The following is a 21,310-nucleotide window of genomic DNA, read 5'->3' as shown; positions in this document are numbered from 1 at the left end:
AGCACCAGAAAGGGTGATGTTATTAGATCGCAGTCCGCGCAAGCGGGGCGGTCTTTATTTTTTAAGGGAGCAAAAATATGAACAGAATCAAACTTATCGGAATCAACACAGAGGGATCCATGCGATTGTGGTTTGGGCCAGAAACGAAAATCGGTGTTTTCGCATCGAGAAACTTTGACGCAGATGATTATCGACTGGAGCAATGGGCCGCAGAAGCAGGGCGGTTCCACCAGTGCCTTGTGGGCACGTTCCATTCGGATGCGGAACGTCGTATTTTAGACATTGCGCTTGCGAACGGAGCTTTTGCGGTCTGGATTCGCGGGTGCAGCCTCCCCCGCATTTATCGTGGCGCCGTTGAAAAAGCGATGAAGAACGACCACTTGCTTATGCTTTCATGCTTCCACAGAAAGCATCACACAGAAGCGACCGCTCGTTATTGCATCCAGCTATCATCGATGTGCACCAAAAAACACACATTCTTTTTGAACGAAAATGATTCGCTGTTGGAGCCGGTTTATCGCAAAGCAGCATGGCATCGCAACACGCAGCTTTTTTACGGATGCGATTAGTGCGCATTTCATTACTGCAATAAACGTTCACGCGATTTCTTGAAAATAGCCTGCGGAAAATATCCACAGGCATTACACGAGACTCGCTGCGGTGCTAGACGGTACTACTTGCCCCAACGGCGGTAAACGTTCGCAAGAATTGCGCCGGAAATATTATGCCATACGGAGAAGATGGCGCCGGGCACGGTCGCCATAGCAAGGCCCGAGAACGCTGTTGCAGCAAGGCTTGTGGCGAGCCCGGAATTTTGCATGCCAATTTCGATGGAAAGAGCTTTCATCTTGGATGTCGAAAATTTCAGCAACTTTCCGAGGCCGAATCCGCAGCCGTAACCGAGCAGGTTGTGGAGAATCACCACAGCGAACACGATAGCGCCCGTGGAAAGAATCTTTGCGGCATTGTGTGAGACGACAGCGGCCACAATCATCGCAATCGCAATCACGGAAACGAGCGGCAGAACTTTGACGGCGCGGGCTGTCCATTTGCCAAAGAACTTATTGATAACGAACCCAAGCGCAATCGGCACGATGACAACCTTCACGATGGAAAGGAACATCGCCACCACATCCACGTTCACGGTGGTGCGCAAGAGCAGGTAGGTAATCGCTGGCGTCAGCACTGGCGCGAGCAATGTATTCACGCTAGTCATGCCGACAGAAAGCGCCACATCGCCTTTCGAAAGGTAAGTGATAACGTTACTCGAAGTACCTCCCGGGCACGTGCCCACGAGAACCACACCCGCCATCAATGCGGCGTCGAGCCCGAAAATTTTGGAAAGCAAAAATGCGAGCGCCGGCATCACGATGAACTGCGCCGCGCATCCAATCGTAATTTCCTTAGGGCGCGCAAATACAAGTGCAAAGTCGGTCAACTTTAGCGTAAGGCCCATGCCAAACATCACAACCATCAGTAGGTAATTCACCCACGAGAGTTCAATCCAAAGCGTCGATTTCGGGATGAACAGCGAAAGCGCTGCAATCACGAGCACGACAACAGCCATCCACTTGCCAACGAATTCACTAATCTTTTCAAGAAAGCGCATCGCTACACCTATTTTTAAACCTTGTATCCGTACTTCCGCAATTTTTCGACATACTGCGGGTCGCTCAGGCGGAACTTGGATTCAGCCATGTACTTGTCGTTGTCCTTGTTCTGGAATCCGAGCTTGATACGCAAAGCATTGATTCCACAGGCAATGGCACCCAAAGCGCTCGCCACTCCTGCAATAACAACCTTCATGGAGTAATGTCCGTCATTGTACTGGAAATAAGTCAGCACGCCGCAAACAAGAGCAAGCGCCAAAAGAAAAAGGGCTCCCTTCACATAGAGCTTCGCATTGTTGCTGCGCGGGTCAAAACCGTCTATCGCCACTTCGCGCCAACGCTTGTCCAAATATTCACAGCGGCAGGCCTTGCATTCGCGAATCGGACTACCGTACATCCAAGTGTTGCAGGATTCACGATTTTTTGTTTTACATTCAGGACATACCCATTCGGTGTAACTTATTTGCATATAATTCCTCAACTACCTTTTTTTGGAATAAAAATAATTTTTTTATTTCATCAATGCAGGTCTAAATCTCAATCGTTTCTTCGTCGCTAACAATAAACGCTTTAAGCCGTTCGATAGTGCGTTCGAAATCGTACTTGATAGAACATTCCCAAACGGTCGCCACGCGAAAGCCTTGTAACGAAAGTTCCCAGTTCGTCTTGATATCGCGTACAACATTATTGTCAAATTTTGTATTCCAAAATTCAGGATTGCTCTTGGGGCGGCTCGTAAATTTGCAGCCATGCTGATGCCAAAAGCAACCGTTCACAAACACCACCACGCCATATTTGAGGATAAACAAATCCGGCGAACCCGGCAAATCACGGCGATGCAACTTGTAGCGAAAACCAGCCTTGAAAAGCGCCCGACGCACCAATATTTCCGGCTTTGTATCTTCGGAATGAACCGCCTGCATCATCTGCGAGCGGCTCATCGGAGAACGTTTCTTGCGCCGGCGTTTCATTTACCTAATGCGAGCAAAAAATCGACTGGCAAATTACGGTTCGCGACCGAGAACCGCTTTAGCAAGCTGATCCGCGCAAGATGTCGGCTTGCCACCGCATGTGTTACCGAGCAATTTAGCAGCAATATCTTCGGCGGTCATGCCTTCGCAAAGTTTTGCAATGGCCTTGAGGTTTCCGTTGCAGCCACCCGTAAAACGAATATTGCGGATTTTGTCGCCATCGCGCGTAAATTGAATCGTCGTAGCGCATGTGCCTTTAGTTTTGAAAATTTCGTCCATCTGAGAACCTGCTTGGCAATCGTTAAACATTCCATGAATATAGATTATTTACACTTTTCACAAAAGAACCGATATCGTTATTTCATAAAAACGAGTATATTAATAAAGTGAACAGCATACTTCAATTAATATCAAAACACAGAAGTGCCATAATGGGCTTTGCCATATTATGGATTATGCTGTTTCATTTGCGCGTTCCTACAGATTTGGCCGTCATTGATTTTATCAGGTCTGTCGGTTATGGCGGCGTGGATATCTTTTTGTTTCTGTCAGGATTTGGTTTGTATTTTTCCATGTCCCGAAAAAATTTTGAGATAAAAAAATATTATCGAAGTCGCTTTTTCCGTATCGTTCCAGAATATTGGGTTGTGATTGGCATTGTCTTTTTAGCGCAAATGGATTTTAGCGCTAGAGCCTTTTACTTATTGGTATGCAAAGCGACAACACTAGGCTATTGGATTGGGTATCGTGACGAATCTTGGTTTATTTCTTGCATTTTATTTTTGTACGCCATATACCCTATTTACTTTAAACTATTCAAAAAATACGGAATTAAGGCATCCTTCCATTTTATCGGTGCGGGTTTTTCCTTAATGTTAATCTACGCCTTAACTTGTATCCTTTACTACAACAACAAGAACTACGGCGGGTTCATTATATTAACATACGCAAGAATTCCGATATTTTTCATAGGCGCTATTTTTGGTCATTGGGCAAAAGACGGATGCAGAATCGAACTCAGCAAAAAACTAAAAATAGCGGGTTTGACAGCCGCGTTTATCGCATCAATTATTTTAATTTTATTTCAAACCTATTTTTTCTACGCATTGCAAACTTGCTCCCTCGCTTATATTCCTTACATCATCATAACTCCCGTTCTGTGCATACTTCTTGCGATATTTTTTGACAAATACAAAACAATTGATAAAATATTTACCGTCTTTGGGCTAATGTCATTAGAATTGTATTTGTGCCACATATTTATATACAAATTATTCTTTGATTTTATAGACTTTCTCGACAAGGATTCTTCGAATATTCTCACCATGCTCATTTCATTTTTCGCCGCATACATATTGTATATCGTCAACAAAAAAGTCTTGACAAGAAGAACCAATATAAGAATAAGGCCTTAACGCCATTCGAAATGGCATAAAGCCCATGTTGCAAAATCGTTTTATTACATTTAAAACATGAAAACGATAAAAATACTTTTTTTCGCAACTGCAGCCTGTTTTTTGGCAACCGCCTGCACAACGTCTGCACCAGAAGACAACTGCAAAGAAGCCTCCTACGACAATATAATGTGTTATGAATATTCACGCGACGATTGCGGGAATATTATTTGTGCACCACCGTCATCAACAGATTCAAAAAAATTTTCATCTAGTAGCACTGTTAAAAGTTCTTCGAGCATCAAAAAGACTTCATCAAGCAGTACTGCCAAAAGTTCGTCAAGCGTAAAAACATCATCCAGTAGTTTTACAGAAAAATCCTCTAGTTCCAAGGCAACATCGTCAAGCAGTGCCGGGAAAATTTTTTCTAGCAGTAATGAATCTTCATCAAGCAGCCAAGCCAAAAGTTCTTCCAGTACAAAAGCAATCTCGTCTAGTAGCGTAGCAAGTTCTTCTTCGGTCGAAGTCAAAAGTATCTACGAAGCGGTCCAAGAATCCGGCAAGTACACCACTCGCGATTCTGTGGCGGCATACTTGTGCAAATTCGACAAGTTGCCAAGCAATTACGTAGGCAAAAACGAAGGCCAACAGCTTTACGAAACCAAGACAGGCAAGACTTTTGAAAAGTGGAATTTCAACCCGTGGACAACAATCGGCGTGATGATTGGCGGCGACAAATTCAACAATTACGCTTCAAACGCAAACAATTATCATGCGACATTGCCAGAAGGCTCATACCATGAAGCCGATATCGAATACTCCGCCAAGAACCGCGGCACCAAGCGTCTCGTTTACCAAAGCGATTGTATTATTTACTATACCGCAGACCATTACGAAACTTTTAGCAAGCTAGAAATTCGTTAAATTTTCACAACGAACCTTACCCCACGTTTGAGGAGGTCTTATGAAATTCAAGCAACTTTTGTGCAGCACGGCTTTCGCGATTTCAGCGACTTCTGCACTTGCCGCCCAGAACGTCATCGAGATTGACGACACCCATCCGGGCATCGTCATCAACAAGCAAAACATGATGGGCGCAGATCTCGCCATCTGGAATCCGCCCTCACGCTATTACGACATGACGCCCGCCCTCGTCGATGGCGGCTACACAATTTTCCGATTCCCGAACGGGAGCCTTAGCAATGACTACCACTGGAACGGCGCCGGTAAATACGACAGCACCGGACTTTGGACTCCTAGCGAAGAAAGTTGGGCACCGGGATTTCTCGGCGAAACGATTTACCGCGGCACCACCAAGGACAACTACGGTTTTATCCGTCGCAGCCACCTAGCCGATGGCGACAAAAGCACGATGTGGTGGGGAGAAATTCTCGATCCGAAAGATCCGCCTTGGGTCGTTATTGAGTTCCCTGAAAAGAAAAACCTCGATTCCATCATCATCGAATGGGGCAATCTCCGTCCGAAATCTTTTGAACTTTCATACTGGACAGACGAATACGCCGAATACCCAGGCGTTCACCAGAATCTTGAAAACAAGCTAAAAAGATGGGGAACCGTCAAGGTCACGAGCGGCGAAACAAAATACAAGTTCGCCACAACTCGCGCACGCTATGTGGCGCTCCGCTTCAAGACAACCGACTTACCTTCTAAAGGTGTGCAAATTCGGGAAATGAAACTCTTTAGCGGTTCTGACGATTTGCTCGCCGGGAATGATTACAAGTTCTTCGCCATGTCCACGCGCAACGGCGACAAGCCGCGCACCGACTGGACTGGCATCAAATGGCATTTCGAAGAGTTCATGACGTACATCAACCAGCTTCCGAAATTAGTGAATGGTCAAAAGGCTCAAGCAGTCATTTGCGTCAACGCAGGTACAGGCACTTCTAAGGAAGCAGCCGCTTGGGTACGCTACGCAAACAAAGTCAAAAAGTACAACATCAAGCAATGGCAAATCGGCAACGAGCTCGATGGCGAATGGGAAGAATCCGGTCCGCTTTCGGCAAGGCAATACGCAGCACGATTTGTCGAATACGCCCGCGCCATGAAGGCCGTTGACCCAAGCATCATTTTGCATGGTCCGCTATTCAGCACGCACAAAATGCAGCAAAAAGGCGCCGGACTCATGGATGGCAAATATTGGATGGCCGAATTCTTACGCATTGTCGGTGAAGCCGAAAAGGCCGATGGCAAGCGCTATCTCGATGTCGTCGACTTGCACACTTATCCGTACTGGGCACCGAACAACTTGAATGCCGCAGATATGCTCAAGGCAAGCCTTGATGTCGCGCACAACGCCGATACGCTGAACGCCTGGATGAACAAGTATCTTGAAGGCAAGCGTCGCGTGTTCCTCTCGGAATTCAGCACGTCCGTGCAAGGGACGCAAGTTTGGATGGATTACCCGCAAGCCGCCGGCATGGCAAACATTTTCGCGCAATACGCGGTCCGCTTTGGCGACCGATTCCAAGCGCTCCCATGGGACGCATTCGGCGATATTTTTGAAGGTCCGGACCACACATGGGGCGTCATTAGCTTGTCAGCACTTGTCAAAAATGGATCTTGGAATCGTTGGGCAAGCCTTGAACCCACCGCCGAATACTTCGGTGTCTACATGGCATTCAAGCGATTCCTTGAAAGCGGCTACGCCGTTGTTCCCGTCAAGAGCACCACAGAATCCATCGTGCCATACGCCATTTGCAAAGGCAACAGCTGCAACGTGCTTCTCGTGAACCTCACCGATACTAAGCAAATCGTACAAATCGACCGCAAGAGCGAAAAGAAAAAGTCAAGCAACGCACGCGTAGAAGTTGACGTGTTTGGCGCAGAACAATTCAAGTGGATTGGTGATCAACGCGACGCTTACCCGTACCCGAAAATGGGCCCGAGCGGACGCCGCATCGAAGGCAAAAACAGCGATATCGAAGTACCGCCATTCGGAACAGTCGTTGTCCGCATGAACCCGCCAGCACAGGCAAACAATGCTCCAGAAGCTCTCGCCATCGCACTCGAAAAGAAGGTGATGACCGCAGGTGATACGCTTGATCTCTTTATGACCGCCGTGCAAGATGGTGGCGAACTCGCGAGCGCAGAAATTCAAATTGACAAGTGGGAAAAGAAAAACCTCACAATTCATGCGACTCCGGACGATGGCAAATGGAATTCTTCTATCGAAAGTTTCCACGTTCAAGTTCCAGTCACAGACAAAGTAGTTAAAGGTGCACAAGAACTCAAAATCACGCTTACCGGCAAGAACAAAAAGAAAGCAACCTTTAAAGTACCATTCCGCATTCGCGGTGCTTACCGCACCACAAGCGTCATGCAGAATTTCGATAACGGTTTAGACAACGTATCGTGGTTCCCGGTCGTAAACGGCGACAACGCCACCTCCATGGATGCAAAAATCATCAACGGCAACCCGCCTCTCGGCGGCTATATCCGCCACGACTTTATCGTCGAGCAGCCACCTGAGCTTGGCTGGCCGAACTACTCCGGAGCTTACTACGCCGTTCCCGAAGAAGTCAAAAAATCCGTCGGTATTGTTTTCGATTACGCCACAACGCACAATAACCCCAAAGGCTACCACGAACTACAAATCATGTCAAGCCAAGTCGAAGACTACGACGAATTCATGATCCGCCTCAAGAACACGCACGGCAACTGGGTCCGCGATACACTCATTTGGGAAAACATGAAGCAGGAAGGCTGGGGCAAAACGATTCCGCAACTCGACCCGACCAAAATCAAGAACTTCGCGTTCCGCGCACGCCACAGTGGCAAAGGCTACATCAGCCTCGACAACATCTACTTGCTCGGCGAAGACGGCAAGGAAGTTCCGATGCCCCGCGGCCTGAGAAGATTGAGATAAGTATCAGCATTTCAGGACGCGTATGGTGATGCCCGTTCGGAGACGGGCATGACAAAAAAACGATATAGAAAACGCCGCCCCCAAAGAGAACTAAAGGGGCGGCATTTTTCATTTAATTCTCTATGGATCCTATCGCAAACGTAGATACAAGAAATTATGGATCCCCTACGCTACGCTTCGAGGATGACTTTAAGTCAGTTCGTTCACGTGGTCGAGCACAAGCTTCTGCGCCACGCCATTGTACAAGACAGCATCGTAATTTTCGCCGTTCTTGCCCACTCGCGATTCCGTCACAATGCCATTCTGCGAACCCGTTTCCGTCGGCACAAAGAAAATCTTTCCAAGCGCATTCTTCTTTTCTTCAAGGTAATTCTGCGAAACGAACCAATCGCGAATCGTCTTGAAGTAAATCTTTTCGACATTGGAATCCTGCGGAAGCAAATCGTTCAAGCGCCTTGCAATTTCGCTCACCGGCACCGGAGCCTCATCCGTCGGGTAATTCTTAATTTGTTCTTCGGTCACATGGAATTTTTCTTTACCACTACGGAATGTTTCGCCAAGTTCGGTGCGTTCCTTGCGCTTGTTCAAGCGTTCATTCGCCTGCGCCACACACTGGTCAAGATGATCCAAAATAAACTTTTGTGCATCCACATTGCACTTCGTATATATGGAATGGTGTCCACGAATATCCGCTTCGACACGGGCAAAGCCAAGTTCCTCGCCATGAGGAGTCGGCAAATTCAAATCCTTGCCCTTGTCATTTTCCTGTTTCAAGAGAACGCCTTCTTTTGAAAGCACTTCGGCAACATCCGCATACACAAGCGGCATCATTCCGCTATCCTGCGGAATCAAGAAGTTCAAACGACGAACAACGCCCGAAACAGAAACAGGCTCATCCGAAATTTCAAATTTAGACAACATTTCAGGAGTAAAAACAAGTTCTTTATCTGCAACATTACGAGCCACGCGCGGCTTTAACACCTTCTGCGGCTTCGGAGCTTTAGCCTTTTCCTGACGTTCCATTACCGGCATCACTTTTTGCTTTAAATAATCGGCCACATAAGTCAGGCACTTGCTAATACGTTCCTGTCGGCAAGCGTCCCCTTCTGGCAAATCTTCTTCTGTTAGAGGATTCACCCCGCAAGAAAGCTTTCTCAGATACATTTCAGCTCTTTCAAGAATTTTAATTTCAGCTGGCATTATTCAATCCCTTTTTAATCTTTTAACAGGCAAAGAACAATATAACATCTTTTGCATACAAAAAAAGCCGGCACAGTAAATACTGTGCCGGCTTTACACCATATTACACCAATTTTTTATATACTAGCCGTAAACGAAGCCAAGAACAATGGCTATTAAAGAAAAGATCACGACTTGCCTTAACACGACGATATCTTCTTTCTGCATAGTAATACCCTTTTGTTTTTCTGAATCCTAAGATAGATTATTAAAAGCAGAACTGCGCAGATGTAAGAAAAACATCATTTTATAGTTTTTTACATAGTGATATAAATCATACAACCACTCAAATATACAGTGTTAAATATCCTTTTCCCTTTTAGCGAGGAAAGCCAAAAGCACAAAACTACCTATAACAACGCCGATCAGCGGAAAATCCGAAAGCTGGCGCAGCCCAAGCCTCAAAAGGCGGACCAGCTGCGAACTAGCAAACGCGTAGCCAACGCTGCAAAGCACCACAAATAACGCAAAGCGAACAACGAACGGTAAGCTTTTTGTAATTCGTTTAAAATAATCGTTTATATACGAACCATAAAGAATAAGAAGTGTCGCCACCAACCCCACAGAAATAGAAGTCAGGTGGACTCTTAGAAAACTTGCAAATTGGTGAATATAAGGCATCATTATAAAACCTCCAACAACTCGTCTAGTTGAGATTCCACTTGCGAACGACCACCGTCATTTGCGATGGTACGAATCCGCTTGCTAGGGAATAGTTCCGGAGCGCAGGCGCCGCGCTGATTTTCAATACGGCGAGCCGCATCATTTTCGCTAAGTCCCCGAGCGACAAGGCGTTGCAAACGAGCACTTTCAGGAGCATCGACAATCCAGATTTCATCGAGCATTTCGACTAGTGAAGGTGCACGTGAAAAAAGCGCAGCCTCCACAAATCTCGCCGATTCTGTCCCCGCAACACCCGTAGCGCAAGCATCCGCTTCAAAAAAATCTTTCACGGATTGCGCTAAGTACGGATAAACTATCTGCTCCAATTTTTCACGGGCAGAGGCATCCGCAAAAATGCGGTCGGCAATTAAAGTGCTATTCACACCCGTTGGCGTCAAACATTCTTCGCCAAAGAACACAGCCATTTCCGCACGAAGTTCAGCGCAATCCTTGTAAAGCTCATGCACCATGCGGTCGGCATCAAGCACTTGGAAATTACGTTCACGCAAAAGTACACCCACAAAGGACTTGCCCGCGCCAATAGACCCCGTAATTCCAATCTTTAGCATAACGCTCCTAAGTTAACGGCCTAGCGAAATCAGGCAAAGCCCAATCACAACGCCCAACATCGCAAAAAATTTCGTCTTGCTCTTGCGTTCCTTGAACACCAGGATTCCAGCCAAGAAGCTGATGAACACGCTCGAACGACGCAGCACCGTAATAATAGAAATCAACGCATTCGAATCGCTCACCGCCAAAAAATAGCAACGATCCGCCACAATCAAAAGCGCAGCCACCGCCAAAAAAGACCAACGGAACTGGAACGGAGTCGTTTTTTTGCGCGTTGGATACCACGTGAACATCGTCGTCAAAAATTGCACCACGCACATGTATATGCTAAACCAGACCTGCACCGTCAGCGGTTCAAAATTCATCCGCTGCAAAATCAGTTTGTCATAAACGCCACTGCACGCCGCAAGAATCGTCCCGATGAGCATCGCCGCCACCCAACCATTACTAAAGAAGTGTCCCATCTCCTTCCGGCCCGCGAGGCTCAGTCCAATGTACGAACAAACGCAAATCGCGATACCCGCCCATTGCATCACCTGCGGACGTTCGCCCAAGAACCCCACCGCAATCATGATTGTAAATAAAGGAGCAAGCGCACGAATCGTCGTCGAAATGCTGAGCGGCATGTGCGCAATCGCGCTATACGTAAAAAGCCAACTTCCGCCAACGATAATAGACTTTATCATCAAAAAGAAATGATCATGCAAAGTAAGCGGTTCGCAATTTCCCGAAAGGAGAACCGGAAGCATGAATAAAGCGTAAAAAACACTGCAAAGTAACAGAACCGGTCGAACAGCATTATCCTGAACCGATTTTTTCTTTGCCAAATCATAAAAGCCTAAAAAAACAGCCGAGGCAAAAGCCAATATTAACCATGACATAGCGAGCCAAATTTAAAAATTGCATGCCAAACTTTAAAGGTTTTTCTAATTATTTAAATACAAAACACCCAACAAGGAGAAAGAAATGGGGATCAAAAACAAAGCAGCTTCACTCATTGAAGAATTCAAAGCATTCGCATTCAAGGGCAATATCGTCGACATGGCCATCGGTATCATCATCGGTGCAGCATTCGGCAAGATTGTCAATTCGTTCGTCAGCGATGTCGTAATGCCGACCGTTACCGCCATCATCGCCAAATGCGGTGGCCAGAACGCAGGCGAAGGCATCAAGACCCTCGTCTACACAACCTCCGAAGGCATCGCCATTCCTTACGGTACCTTCATCGGTGAAGTCCTGAACTTCCTGATTGTCGCTTTCGCCGTATTCCTCTTGATGAAGAAATTCCTCGGATTCATGCAGAACATGCGCAAGAAGAAAGAAGCTGAAGCTGCTGCCGCAGCCGCTGCACCGGCCGCTCCTCCGGCACCGAGCGCCGAAGAAAAGCTCCTCACCGAAATTCGCGACTTGCTGAAAAATAAGTAGTCGGTAGGCAGTAGGAAGTAGACAGGATCGCAATAGTAAAAATCTTTGTTTACTGAGGGGGGAAGCATCCCCCTGGCTCGCACTACGTTGCTCGCCACCCTCTCTAACGGGGAGGGCCCCGTAACGCCCCCGATGCAAAAAACGCGCAATCCAATTGCGCGTTTTTTTTTGTACTGTCATCCTCGGATTCAGTCATTCTCGACCGGAGGGAGGGAAACCATAATTTCTCGTTTTACTCTTGCGGAGGGGATACATTATTTCCTGTACTTACGTTTACGCCAAGATCGCCACTTCCTACTTCTAACTTCCTACTTCTAACTTAATCTCCACATCCGCCTTGAAGGGCAAATCTTCCGCCTGCGGCGTTGCTATCACCACCTGGCACTGCTTTTCGCGAATGAGCGATGCCACCGCATCACGGCGGTTCACATCCAGTTCTGCAAAAATATCATCCAATAGCAAAATCGGTTTTGTCAAGTAGCGCGAAGCCACATCCACCGCCGCAAAACGCATAGCAACAGCCGCCGAGCGGCATTGCCCCTGCGACCCGACAGAGCGCATCTCGTAGCCCGAGGCGCAAAGCGCCAAATCATCACGATGCGGTCCCGCCATGGTCATTCCCTGTAAGCGTTCCACAAATTCCAAATCGGCAAGTTTTCGCGAAAAAGCATTCCGCAACATTTCTTCGCTCACGACACCGTCAGCATCATTCGCGCATTCTGCACAAGCAGAACCCGACGCATTTTCAGCCGCAGTTCCCGTAACACTCCCGCTAGCATTGTAAATAGCAGCCCCATCAGCAGCTCTCGCAATTTCAGCATCGGCCGGCAATTCATCCATCATTTCATCAGACATGAATTCTGCGGCATCAAGCGCATCTAGCGTTTTTAAAATCGAACTTTTGTAAGCGCAAGTAATTTCATCCACCCCGCCCGATAATTTACGGTAATACCGCGTGATAATTTCAGAAACTTCTTTCGAAAGTGCAATACGCGCCGCCCACAATTTAGCGCCAAGTTCAATCAGCTGTTGCGTCAAAACGCGGAACAAATCTTCGCCACCAACCGCAGCACCATTTTGCTTAAATTCCTTGAGCCATTTGTTACGTTGTTGTAAAACACGCTTGTAACGACGCAACACCTGAGCATTCGCCGCCGATCGGTAACAGAGAATTTCATCGAGCCAATGCCTACGTACCTCCGGTCCTCCGCGCAATAGCTCGATGTCCGAAGGCTGCATAATTACCGCCGGGCATGTCCCGAAAAACGATGTCGGCGATTTCAGCGATTCGCCGTTTTCGCGCACTTCGCTCCCACGCGAATACACGCGTATCGCGCGCATTCGCGTACGCCCTTCGTCTTCAAACTCACCACGCAAAATCAGTTCGTTATTTTTCCACGTAATAAGTTCGCGCAGGTCTCTCGACCTAAACGAGAAACCTTGCGCAAGCAAATGGATTGATTCCAGAATTGTAGTCTTGCCGCAGCCATTTGGCCCGCAAATCACATTTATGCCAGCATCGAAGTTGCAGTCCATCGATTCTAGACTGCGCACCTTCGAAATGAACACCTTAGAAATCAAGGAATGTATCCCCTCAATCCAAGGGTAAACGGCGTCCAAATACCGGCACGAGATTCATAAAGGAACGCATAGTTCACTTCAATCGGGTATTTCTTGCGACCTATGCGAATGTCGAACTTGTAGCCAGCGCCAAGCATCCAATCCAAATCGTCCATACCCACGCGAAGCGTTGCATTCGGGATGATTTCACATTCAAAGCCGACGCGGCCTGTCCAAACATGGAGCTGCGGGTCAAATGCCAAAAGCGTATCGGCCACCTGGTAGTCGAGCGCTTCCATCCAAGCGTAAACAGGCTTACCCATAATTTGCGAACGATAGCCAAGGCCAATTTGCAACACCTTCGGGCGTACACCTTCTGTCGATGCAAGTGAATTATTCGTGCTTGGATTTTTCGTCCATTTTGCAGATAAATTTCTGCTAAAGCTCAAGTTGCGAATTACAACAGAAGAAGACCACTTGCTATTCCATTGACGGAACCAGCTCAAGTTAATCGTGACGGGGCTACGAAAAGCATCTTCAACGCCATCATAATACTGCGCGATATCCAAATTATCATAGCTCATCGAGAACGACAGGCCAAAAGCATCTCGGCGAGTCGCACGATAGGCAAAGCCAAGGTAGAACATCGTAAAGAACGGTTCAGCCTCACCCACAGTTTCATCGTCATCATCAATAACCTGGAAATCCGTATCGCCACGATAAAGCACGGCAAAGCCAACGCCCATACGCTTGCCCACCTTACCTTCAACGCCCAAAGAACCGCCAAGACGATCCAAGTCGCGTTTTTCAAAATTTACCGTAACACCAAGGTTTTCACGGAAACCAAGCAAAGCCGGGTTCCAATAAGCCGCAGGCATCGAAGCCGTATCCGCAGAACCCGTGTTACCGCGTCCGAGTTCACGAACACCAGCGCCCATGCGTTCCACAAAACCATCAAAGCCCCCCAGTTCGGACTTTTTCGAAAAAGGTCCCGCCAAAACTGAAGAAGCAAGCGAACAAACCGTCAACGCCGTAACTACAAGATTTTTCATTTTAATCATCTGAAGTTACCTCCCAGCGTCATCGCCTTGCCCCAGCCAATATGACCGTGATTATCCTTTACCCTGATGTAATAAACGCCCATCGTGCAATCCTTGCCGTGGTCATCTCGACCATCCCAAAAATCTTCCTTCGGGTTCGAGCTTCGCGAAGCATCCGCATTGCGGACAGCATCCTTCACAATCGTACGCACCTTGCGCATGTCATAGCTGAAGACTTCAATCGTCACCTTCGATTCCTTGCCAACTTTATACGAAACAAGCGATTCTTCGCCCGGCGCAAGGATTACCGAAGGCACCATACGGATGCTACCCAAATTGTTGTCGAGTTTTGCACGATTCAGCACAACACTCCAACTTGCGCCCGAATCTGCAGAAACAGATACGCCATTTCCGAACGTTCCAATCGCAAGTCCCATTCTTTTATCCGTAAGCGGGAACGTCGTTAAAGACGTAATTCTCATCTTGCGGTCCGTGGCTCCCGTTTCATAGCCATATAGCCACTTATCCTTTCCGTTATCGTCTTTTTCCCAAGCCCTAATTCCAAGAGAATCCATCTTGAAGTAACCACTTGTCGATCCACCAACAGAACTGACCAGCACAAAGGCCGTCTTTCCTAAAAATGCGACATCACTCACAGTGTAGTCCGATTCATCATAGATATCTTTCTTTTGCACCTTTCCAGCAGTATCCAAGAAATTCACCTTAGAGAAATCTTTGTCCTTTCCATCATAACGGCGCCATAGACCACCAACGACATTGCCATCCTTTTTGTAGTTCGTCTCGGCAATAATCTGGAGCGGGTCACCGCCCATCCAAAGTCCCGTCACACGAGCTGTAGAATCCAGTTTCGTTGACACCGTCGAAAATTTTCCATCGGAATTCCTTTTTAAAATACCCTTCGCCGTTGCAAGCCAAAGTTCACCTGTTTTCGGATGCAGACAAACATCAAAAATTTCAGGATTATTTTTCAAATCCAAATTCTTTTTAACATCCTCAAGTTTTTCCAGCTGTTTCTTTTCATAATTCAGGACAAACGTTGTATCCTTAGCTCCATTTTTTCCAGACCTATCATTGACCATCAAACCCAAGGCGCCACGAGCAACCCAAAGTCTTTTCGCAGTCGAATCATAAGCAAAGCCGCTTATCGTGTACATCATCGGGTTGTTTTTTAAAGTATCTATATCCGCAGCCGCCGAAATGTCGATCGGATTTTCGATAATATTATTCACATCGCGTATTGTAAAATATCCAGCCGGAATTCGATAGCGTTCATTCGAGTCCATCGCAAAAATCGGAAGCACAAGTCCAAGGTCTGAACCGGCATAAATCGCGGAAAGGCGCCGATATTCAGCCTGCTCATCAGAAATATTCGAATACAGCAATCCGTCATGCACGGCCGTCAACGTATCCGAAACTTGTTCTCTTTTCGTAGGTTCCGTTACAATAGAGCCATCTTTAGCGACACTAAAGCTCAAATACGTAATACCACTATAAGTACCGGAATTATCTTGCGAGAACGCCCACAACTTTCCATTTTCACCCGCCGGAGCAACCGAAAATACATAGTTGCTGAACAACGTTTCGCCAGCCAAGGCATTCCCGCACAGAGCGATCCCGCCAACAAGCATGCAGGCCACAAAAGCCCATGAACTTTTCATTTTGCCCAATTTCACAAACTACCTCATATCGATTTCGTCAACACCCGCAATAGGCTTGTACTTGAAATCATCATTAGAAATTTTCTTGACCACCTTCATATCCAGAATGCCATACCAAGTAGCATTTCCCGACGGATCTTCCGTAAAGAGACGCACTGGTGAATAATCCGTCTTCGAAAGCCAAACTTCCATCTTGGTAAACTGCCCCGCATACTTTGCAGGGTCGAGTTTCAGCACCCAAAGTTTTTTCCCGGCAAATTCGCCTTCGCTCATCCCGAGCGCCTTGCAATTCAAATATTTAAACAACAGCTCCGACGGATGAAGCGAACTCGACAAGTCCTCCACGGCCTTGATAAGGACCTGCTTTTGTTCCACATTCCACTGCCAAAGGCTTTCACCATCGCTATAGAACTTAATTCCCAGAAGGTCTAGCTTGAACTTGTCCCCTTCGGCAACAACAAGCGTTCCCGACTGCGTTTGAACATCCGGAGAATCCACTTGAAACATCTGCGCCCTAAAATTAAGGCTCCAAGCCTTGCCCGACTTGAACCAAGCCTTTGACTTATCCAAAACCTGATCCGCTGTCAACGCGAAAACACCTTGCACCAAGGCAAGCGACAAAAAAACAAAAAAACGGGGGGAGAATTTCATATCCACCTCTTTTAAAGACGGTATTAAATTTACAAAACTGAAGCCGCCAAGACGAAGCATATCCGTATTTTTGGGGTTCAACGAACAAAACATTGGTTTCAGGGCAAAGATATTTCTATCTTTTGCACGTAAAATTCAAACAAATCTTTTTTTGGAAGGATTGTATGCGTAAACTTATTTTGCCGATTGCCCTCGCCGCTACCGGTTTTGCCATGGCCGCCGACATCGAAATCCATGGTAATGTCGATTTTGACTTCGCTAGCTACTTCAACAGGGATTTCGACCCCACTAACGCCGCAAACCAGGACATTGACTTGTTTGTGAAGGCAAACCTCGACGAAAACGTTTCCGTTACCGTTTTCACGAACACCAAGAGCAATATCACAAAAGGTGAAGGCGCCGCCGAAATCCGCCACGGACTCGCCCGCTCAACGGCAATCACAAGCGACGACGACCGCTACACCGCATTCAATTTTGACGGCGTGGAACTCCGCTGGAAGCCATTCCAGGACGTAAGCCTCGTCTTCGGTGACTTGACCTACAACGCAGGTACATTCAATTACTACTTCTGGCGCGATCCAAGCCGCTATGCCGCTATTTCTCGCGACCAGAGCGTACGCGGTTTCGGTGTCGAAGTCGGCAACCAAAAATTCGGCGACGGTAAGTTCTACATTGGCGCCACCGACGACAGCAAGAGTGCCATCGCCGTGTTCGGCACCTACGCCCTCAAGCTATTGAACCGCCCGGATGAACACTTGACCATCACTCCAAGTGTGGACTGGGTCTTCGGTTCCGAAGTCGGTCGTGGTTACACCTACTTCTTCGGTACGGAACTCGACTACTCCAAGAGCCTCGAAATTCTCAACTACAGCGTCTATGCCGCTTATGGCATCCACCCGTACAAGGGCGAAGCCGTTCACTCGTTCCTCGTTGAACCGAGCTTGAACTACGGCATCTTCAACTTGGGTCTCAACTACTTCTACGCGATCGTCAACAAGGGCGACAGCGATGACGAAGCATACAGAGCCGCACCGCAAATCTTCACGGAAGACCAGATGCTCTTCGCCATCGAACCGAGCTTCGACATCACAAAGAAGTTCTCCTTGGGCGTAAGCTTCGAATACCACGATCCAGATTCCGAAATCAGCAAGGACGAATTCGAATTCCTCGGCATGAACTTCTACCTCTACCCGACCATCAACACGAACGTTACCTTCTGGTTCGGCTACAACTTCAGCAAGAACAAGAATCCGGTTGTTGGAAAGACGAAGTTCGCCCTCGGCATGAGCGCCCACGCAGAATTCTAATCAGTGATTCAATAGTCATTGGTTATTAGCTATGAGCTCCCCGGTAAACGCCGGGGATTTTTTTTGCATACTCGTCTTCCTCGACGCGAAGCGTCAATGTCGCAGCCACGGTCATCCATAATTTTCCAACACCTATGAAAAAAGCCACGCGACCACCACCAAAGAGCAAACAAACTAACTACTTTCAGAAATTTCAAAAAAAAAAGAAAATGGCCGAATTTTACGTAACTTTTTGCATTTTCTCTTTTTTTTGACGTAAAATTTTTCAACTTAATAAGTTTTTATAGCCTTTTTTGCCTTTGCAACCATTATTTTTTTATTGAAATGAGCATTTCCTGTCACGATTCATCATCATTTCACTTATTTTTACCAAAAATCGATTCATTTATATATAAAATTACGTAAGAAACGCCTAATTTTATCGTTTTATAACGTAAAAAACGCCCTCAAACGCATTTCAAACAAATTCATCTACATTTGCAAAAAAAAAAGAACCCGCCGCGCATCCGCGGCGAGCCCTTGAAATTCGATCTTTAAATCTGCTTCGAATTAGTGACCGAGGTACTTACGACCAATACCGTACTGGTCCTTGTATTCGATGTAATCTGGAACAAAGCCGCCCGGGAAAGAGAAGCTGATATTCACAGAGCACTGGAATTCGTTCATCAACTTGCCCTTGCCCTTGAACTTTTTCTGCTTCTTTTCAATCTTTTCGTCGCCCTTCTTGCCTACGAGAACTTCGGCTTCGCACCAACCAGTGTTACCCTTGGCAAAGACTTCCTTGCCTTCGGTAGACACGAGCTTGATCTGAGACGGATCGAGTTCGGTGTTGTTACCCGTAGAAGCCCAGAACTGGAGTTCGCCAGAGAGGGAAGTCTTGGTAAGCTTGATCGTCGGCATAGCCATCACATAGCCCCACTTGTCCACACGTTGCTTGCCGCTCAAGTCCGGAACGTTTTCGCCGAAGATGAGGAAGTAACCGCGAGTGACCTTGCGGCTCTTGTTCAAGGCAGCCTGGATTTCCTGATTCGTCGGAGCCATTTCAGCCATGCGGAGGAGCAAGTATTCCTTCACGACCGGGTCGTCTTCAGAAACAGCTTCTTGCAAGTTGCGAGCCACATAAAGCTTTTCAGTTTCTTCACGGATGCTCTTGATGGCAGATTCTGCAACGTGGCGAGTCTTTGCGACAGCTTCAGCAGAGTCAATCTTTGCAAAAGCATTGATAATCGTAGCGTAGTCCACACCTTCCTGAGCGGCCTGGCGCTTACCGATTTCACCGAGAGTCTTCACATATTCTTCGACAGTAGCGTCTTCCTTAACATTACCGATATTGGAAGCTGCCTTTTCAAAATAGTTGTTGATAAGGTCGCTGCTCAAGTCCTTCTTGGATTCCATATCACCCGCACGCACGAGAGCAAGAGTGAAATTGTCAAAGAATTCATCGGACATTTTGCCCTTCTTCTTCGCCTCAAGATAAGAGTTGATTGCATTGCGGAAACGCCCTTCCTTAAGGTGTTCGTCGCCGCGCTTTTCGTTCGTACCCTTACAGCCAGTCACCGTCAAGGCGACGGCAGTAGCCAAAGCAGCAATGAAAATCTTCTTCATTTTGTATCCTTCAGATGAAGTTATTTTAGAAAACGTTGAAAAGGACGCTTTATTACGAAAAAAAATAAGATACACCCTTTCAGTTGAAATTTAAATAAATAAATTTATACATACCTATTTTTGTAGGTAAATTTTTATTTGGAGTGCATAAAAAAAACAATGAATATACTCGTCGTAACTCCAGAAGCGGGGAACTGGAAGGTACCGAGCCCCCTCGCTACCGCAGTAAACTGCATCACTCAGGCATTTGCCAATGCCGGTTCCCAAGTTGTAACTTGTTCGCCGTTCTATAAAGACCACATTATCGATTCCGACAAGTATCATTGCGTTTTTAAAGGTGTCGAAGCGTTGCAGAACAAGCCGTTCGAAGTTTGGCGTTCTGATGACGACCCTCTCCACACCTATATATATAATGAGGAATATTTCGGTCGCCCTTATGTTTACGGCCCACCGCATTCCCCTCCCTATAGCGATAACCACCTAAGATTCGCCATGTTCGCCTCGGCTGTGCTCACATACAGCGCGCAGAGCAACTTTCATTTCCAGGCAATCCTCGGTCACGAATGGGGCGGCGCTCTTGTTGGCGCACTTTGCCATACGGTCTATCAAGAAACTTTCCACAATATTCCGTTTTTCTTCAACGTCCATAACATCACTTACGACTTCCATGTACAGCCCAGCGAAATCGAAAAAATCGGGCTCCCGCGCAAGGACTTCAACATGGACGGCTACGAGTTCTGGGGCAAAATCAGCCTCCTCAAGGCCGGTATCCTGTATGCAAACAAGGTGCTGTTCCCGTCGTCGGGCTACCGCGACGCCATGCTCAACACGAACCTCCCCGGCGGCCTCAGCGGGTTCCTCAACCGCAACAGCGAGAAGCTCCTGGGTATCCAGTTCGGCGTGAACTACAAGTTCTGGGACTTCAACGACGAGGCAAAGCTCCCCATCAAGGAAGCAAAGCGCAGAGCGAAGGCGAGCCTCGGGCGCCAGTTCGACATGGACCTTTCGAACAAGCTTATCATATACAGCCACATGGACATGGAATCGGGCAACGCTTCCGAAACGCTAGCGACAATCCTTTCGGACATCGCTAAGCAGAACGCCCTCATCATTGTGGGCATTTCGCCAGAGCACCCCGAATGGAACTACTACCAGGAAGTTTCGCACCAGTACAGCAACTTCGTCCGCGTTCTCCAGTTTGACTCCGAAGAAGCGAACAACAGAGAAAAACTCCGCGACACACTCGCCGCCTCTGATATTTTGTTCGCGGCGAACCTGCAAGAGCCGTCCGCCTCGATTATCCTCAAGGCCATGGCAGCCGGTACGCTCCCGCTCACAGGCAGGAACGTAGGCATCGCAAGCATGCTCACCGACTACACCCTTGAGACCGCCGGCGAAGCAAACGCATTCCTCGTCGATGACGCCAACGCCCCGCACCAAATGTTGCGCCGCATCAAAGACGCCATTAATGTGTACAACACGGAAGTCGCCGATTGGGACAAATGCGTAGTGAACGCTTATAGCGGGTTCCATTACGAATGGGCGAAGACAATTTCAAAATATTTACTAACTTTGGGTGAGCTGGGGCTTTAGCTCAATCGGTTAGAGCGTCGGACTATCAACCCAGCCCCGAAAAATTTTCAGAAAGTACTCCATTGGAAGCCCGAAGGCAAAAGCCTCCGGGCCTTTTTCATCAGTAAAATCAAGGCT

The 21,310-nt window shown here is 47.3% G+C and carries 21 protein-coding genes; 7 read left to right on the top strand and 14 right to left on the bottom strand.

Going from position 1 to position 21,310, the window contains the following annotated elements; genetic code table 11:
- Positions 1-77: 77 nt before the first annotated feature.
- Positions 78-569, top strand: coding sequence for a hypothetical protein (locus HUF13_RS15425; RefSeq protein ID WP_173475950.1), 492 nt, complete (start codon positions 78-80; stop codon positions 567-569).
- Between the two features lie 104 nt (positions 570-673).
- Here the strand turns inward: HUF13_RS15425 and HUF13_RS15420 are convergent, their stop codons facing one another.
- The 4 genes from HUF13_RS15420 to HUF13_RS15405 form a co-directional block, all read right to left on the bottom strand.
- On the bottom strand, positions 674-1,609 hold the full coding sequence (locus tag HUF13_RS15420) for a bile acid:sodium symporter family protein (protein WP_173475949.1): 936 nt from the start codon (positions 1,607-1,609) through the stop codon (positions 674-676).
- A 14-nt stretch (positions 1,610-1,623) separates the two neighbouring features.
- On the bottom strand, positions 1,624-2,079 hold the full coding sequence (locus HUF13_RS15415; protein WP_173475948.1) for a hypothetical protein: 456 nt from the start codon (positions 2,077-2,079) through the stop codon (positions 1,624-1,626).
- A gap of 61 nt (positions 2,080-2,140) precedes the next feature.
- Positions 2,141-2,581: a very short patch repair endonuclease gene (locus HUF13_RS15410; protein ID WP_173475947.1), complete on the bottom strand. Its 441-nt coding sequence runs from the start codon at positions 2,579-2,581 to the stop codon at positions 2,141-2,143.
- 33 nt (positions 2,582-2,614) lie between these two features.
- Positions 2,615-2,860: a TIGR03905 family TSCPD domain-containing protein gene (locus HUF13_RS15405; RefSeq protein WP_173475957.1), complete on the bottom strand. Its 246-nt coding sequence runs from the start codon at positions 2,858-2,860 to the stop codon at positions 2,615-2,617.
- Between the two features lie 152 nt (positions 2,861-3,012).
- On the opposite strand from HUF13_RS15405, the gene HUF13_RS15400 reads away from it, so the two are divergent.
- Positions 3,013-3,996 carry an acyltransferase gene (locus tag HUF13_RS15400; RefSeq protein ID WP_173475946.1) on the top strand — a complete coding sequence of 328 codons (984 nt, stop codon included), beginning with the start codon at positions 3,013-3,015 and terminating at the stop codon, positions 3,994-3,996.
- A gap of 173 nt (positions 3,997-4,169) precedes the next feature.
- Here HUF13_RS15400 and HUF13_RS15395 read toward each other — a convergent pair whose 3' ends face one another.
- Positions 4,170-4,505 carry a hypothetical protein gene (locus HUF13_RS15395; protein WP_173475945.1) on the bottom strand — a complete coding sequence of 112 codons (336 nt, stop codon included), beginning with the start codon at positions 4,503-4,505 and terminating at the stop codon, positions 4,170-4,172.
- 52 nt (positions 4,506-4,557) lie between these two features.
- Between HUF13_RS15395 and HUF13_RS15390 the strand changes: the two genes are divergently transcribed.
- Positions 4,558-4,899 carry a ribonuclease domain-containing protein gene (locus HUF13_RS15390; RefSeq protein ID WP_173475944.1) on the top strand — a complete coding sequence of 114 codons (342 nt, stop codon included), beginning with the start codon at positions 4,558-4,560 and terminating at the stop codon, positions 4,897-4,899.
- Positions 4,900-4,939: 40 nt separating this feature from the next.
- Positions 4,940-7,861 (top strand): glycoside hydrolase family 44 protein, encoded by a 2,922-nt coding sequence (locus HUF13_RS15385; protein ID WP_173475943.1) that lies wholly within the window; start codon positions 4,940-4,942, stop codon positions 7,859-7,861.
- A 189-nt stretch (positions 7,862-8,050) separates the two neighbouring features.
- Here the strand turns inward: HUF13_RS15385 and HUF13_RS15380 are convergent, their stop codons facing one another.
- The 4 genes from HUF13_RS15380 to HUF13_RS15365 all read right to left on the bottom strand — a co-directional run bounded on the left by HUF13_RS15380 (position 8,051) and on the right by HUF13_RS15365 (position 11,214).
- Entirely contained in the window at positions 8,051-9,061 is a 1,011-nt protein-coding gene (locus HUF13_RS15380) for a hypothetical protein (protein WP_304039272.1), read from the bottom strand.
- Between the two features lie 339 nt (positions 9,062-9,400).
- Complete coding sequence (locus HUF13_RS15375; protein WP_173475942.1) at positions 9,401-9,724, bottom strand: DUF3392 family protein; 324 nt, start codon at positions 9,722-9,724, stop codon at positions 9,401-9,403.
- The gene (gene coaE / locus HUF13_RS15370; protein ID WP_173475941.1) at positions 9,724-10,332 is read right to left on the bottom strand and encodes a dephospho-CoA kinase; all 609 of its coding nucleotides are present in this window, start codon (positions 10,330-10,332) and stop codon (positions 9,724-9,726) included. The genes HUF13_RS15375 and coaE overlap by 1 nt, the downstream gene beginning before the upstream one ends.
- Before the next feature lie 12 nt (positions 10,333-10,344).
- Positions 10,345-11,214 (bottom strand): DMT family transporter, encoded by an 870-nt coding sequence (locus HUF13_RS15365; RefSeq protein WP_173475940.1) that lies wholly within the window; start codon positions 11,212-11,214, stop codon positions 10,345-10,347.
- Positions 11,215-11,299: 85 nt separating this feature from the next.
- Between HUF13_RS15365 and mscL the strand changes: the two genes are divergently transcribed.
- The gene (gene mscL / locus HUF13_RS15360) at positions 11,300-11,758 is read left to right on the top strand and encodes a large conductance mechanosensitive channel protein MscL (RefSeq protein ID WP_173387631.1); all 459 of its coding nucleotides are present in this window, start codon (positions 11,300-11,302) and stop codon (positions 11,756-11,758) included.
- Between the two features lie 300 nt (positions 11,759-12,058).
- On the opposite strand, the gene HUF13_RS15355 is transcribed toward mscL, so the two are convergent.
- From HUF13_RS15355 to HUF13_RS15340, 4 genes are read right to left on the bottom strand one after another with little or no spacing between them, the layout of a single operon-like run.
- Positions 12,059-13,339: a DNA replication/repair protein RecF gene (locus tag HUF13_RS15355; RefSeq protein WP_173475939.1), complete on the bottom strand. Its 1,281-nt coding sequence runs from the start codon at positions 13,337-13,339 to the stop codon at positions 12,059-12,061.
- A complete protein-coding gene (locus HUF13_RS15350; protein ID WP_304039270.1) occupies positions 13,336-14,370 on the bottom strand; it encodes a hypothetical protein in 1,035 nt (344 codons plus the stop codon). Before HUF13_RS15350 ends, HUF13_RS15355 begins: the two co-directional genes overlap by 4 nt.
- A gap of 5 nt (positions 14,371-14,375) precedes the next feature.
- Positions 14,376-16,037, bottom strand: coding sequence for a hypothetical protein (locus tag HUF13_RS15345; protein ID WP_304039268.1), 1,662 nt, complete (start codon positions 16,035-16,037; stop codon positions 14,376-14,378).
- 18 nt (positions 16,038-16,055) lie between these two features.
- Positions 16,056-16,688 carry an outer membrane lipoprotein carrier protein LolA gene (locus tag HUF13_RS15340; protein ID WP_173475936.1) on the bottom strand — a complete coding sequence of 211 codons (633 nt, stop codon included), beginning with the start codon at positions 16,686-16,688 and terminating at the stop codon, positions 16,056-16,058.
- A 164-nt stretch (positions 16,689-16,852) separates the two neighbouring features.
- On the opposite strand from HUF13_RS15340, the gene HUF13_RS15335 reads away from it, so the two are divergent.
- Entirely contained in the window at positions 16,853-17,995 is a 1,143-nt protein-coding gene (locus HUF13_RS15335; protein WP_173475935.1) for a hypothetical protein, read from the top strand.
- Positions 17,996-18,544: 549 nt separating this feature from the next.
- On the opposite strand, the gene HUF13_RS15330 is transcribed toward HUF13_RS15335, so the two are convergent.
- On the bottom strand, positions 18,545-19,600 hold the full coding sequence (locus HUF13_RS15330) for a hypothetical protein (protein ID WP_173475934.1): 1,056 nt from the start codon (positions 19,598-19,600) through the stop codon (positions 18,545-18,547).
- A gap of 159 nt (positions 19,601-19,759) precedes the next feature.
- Between HUF13_RS15330 and HUF13_RS15325 the strand changes: the two genes are divergently transcribed.
- On the top strand, positions 19,760-21,193 hold the full coding sequence (locus HUF13_RS15325; protein ID WP_173475933.1) for a glycogen synthase: 1,434 nt from the start codon (positions 19,760-19,762) through the stop codon (positions 21,191-21,193).
- Positions 21,194-21,310: the final 117 nt, after the last annotated feature.

The sequence above is a fragment of the Fibrobacter succinogenes genome (assembly GCF_902779965.1).
Taxonomy (GTDB): Bacteria; Fibrobacterota; Fibrobacteria; order Fibrobacterales; family Fibrobacteraceae; genus Fibrobacter; species Fibrobacter succinogenes_F.
This window is presented reverse-complemented; position numbering and strand designations above follow the sequence as displayed.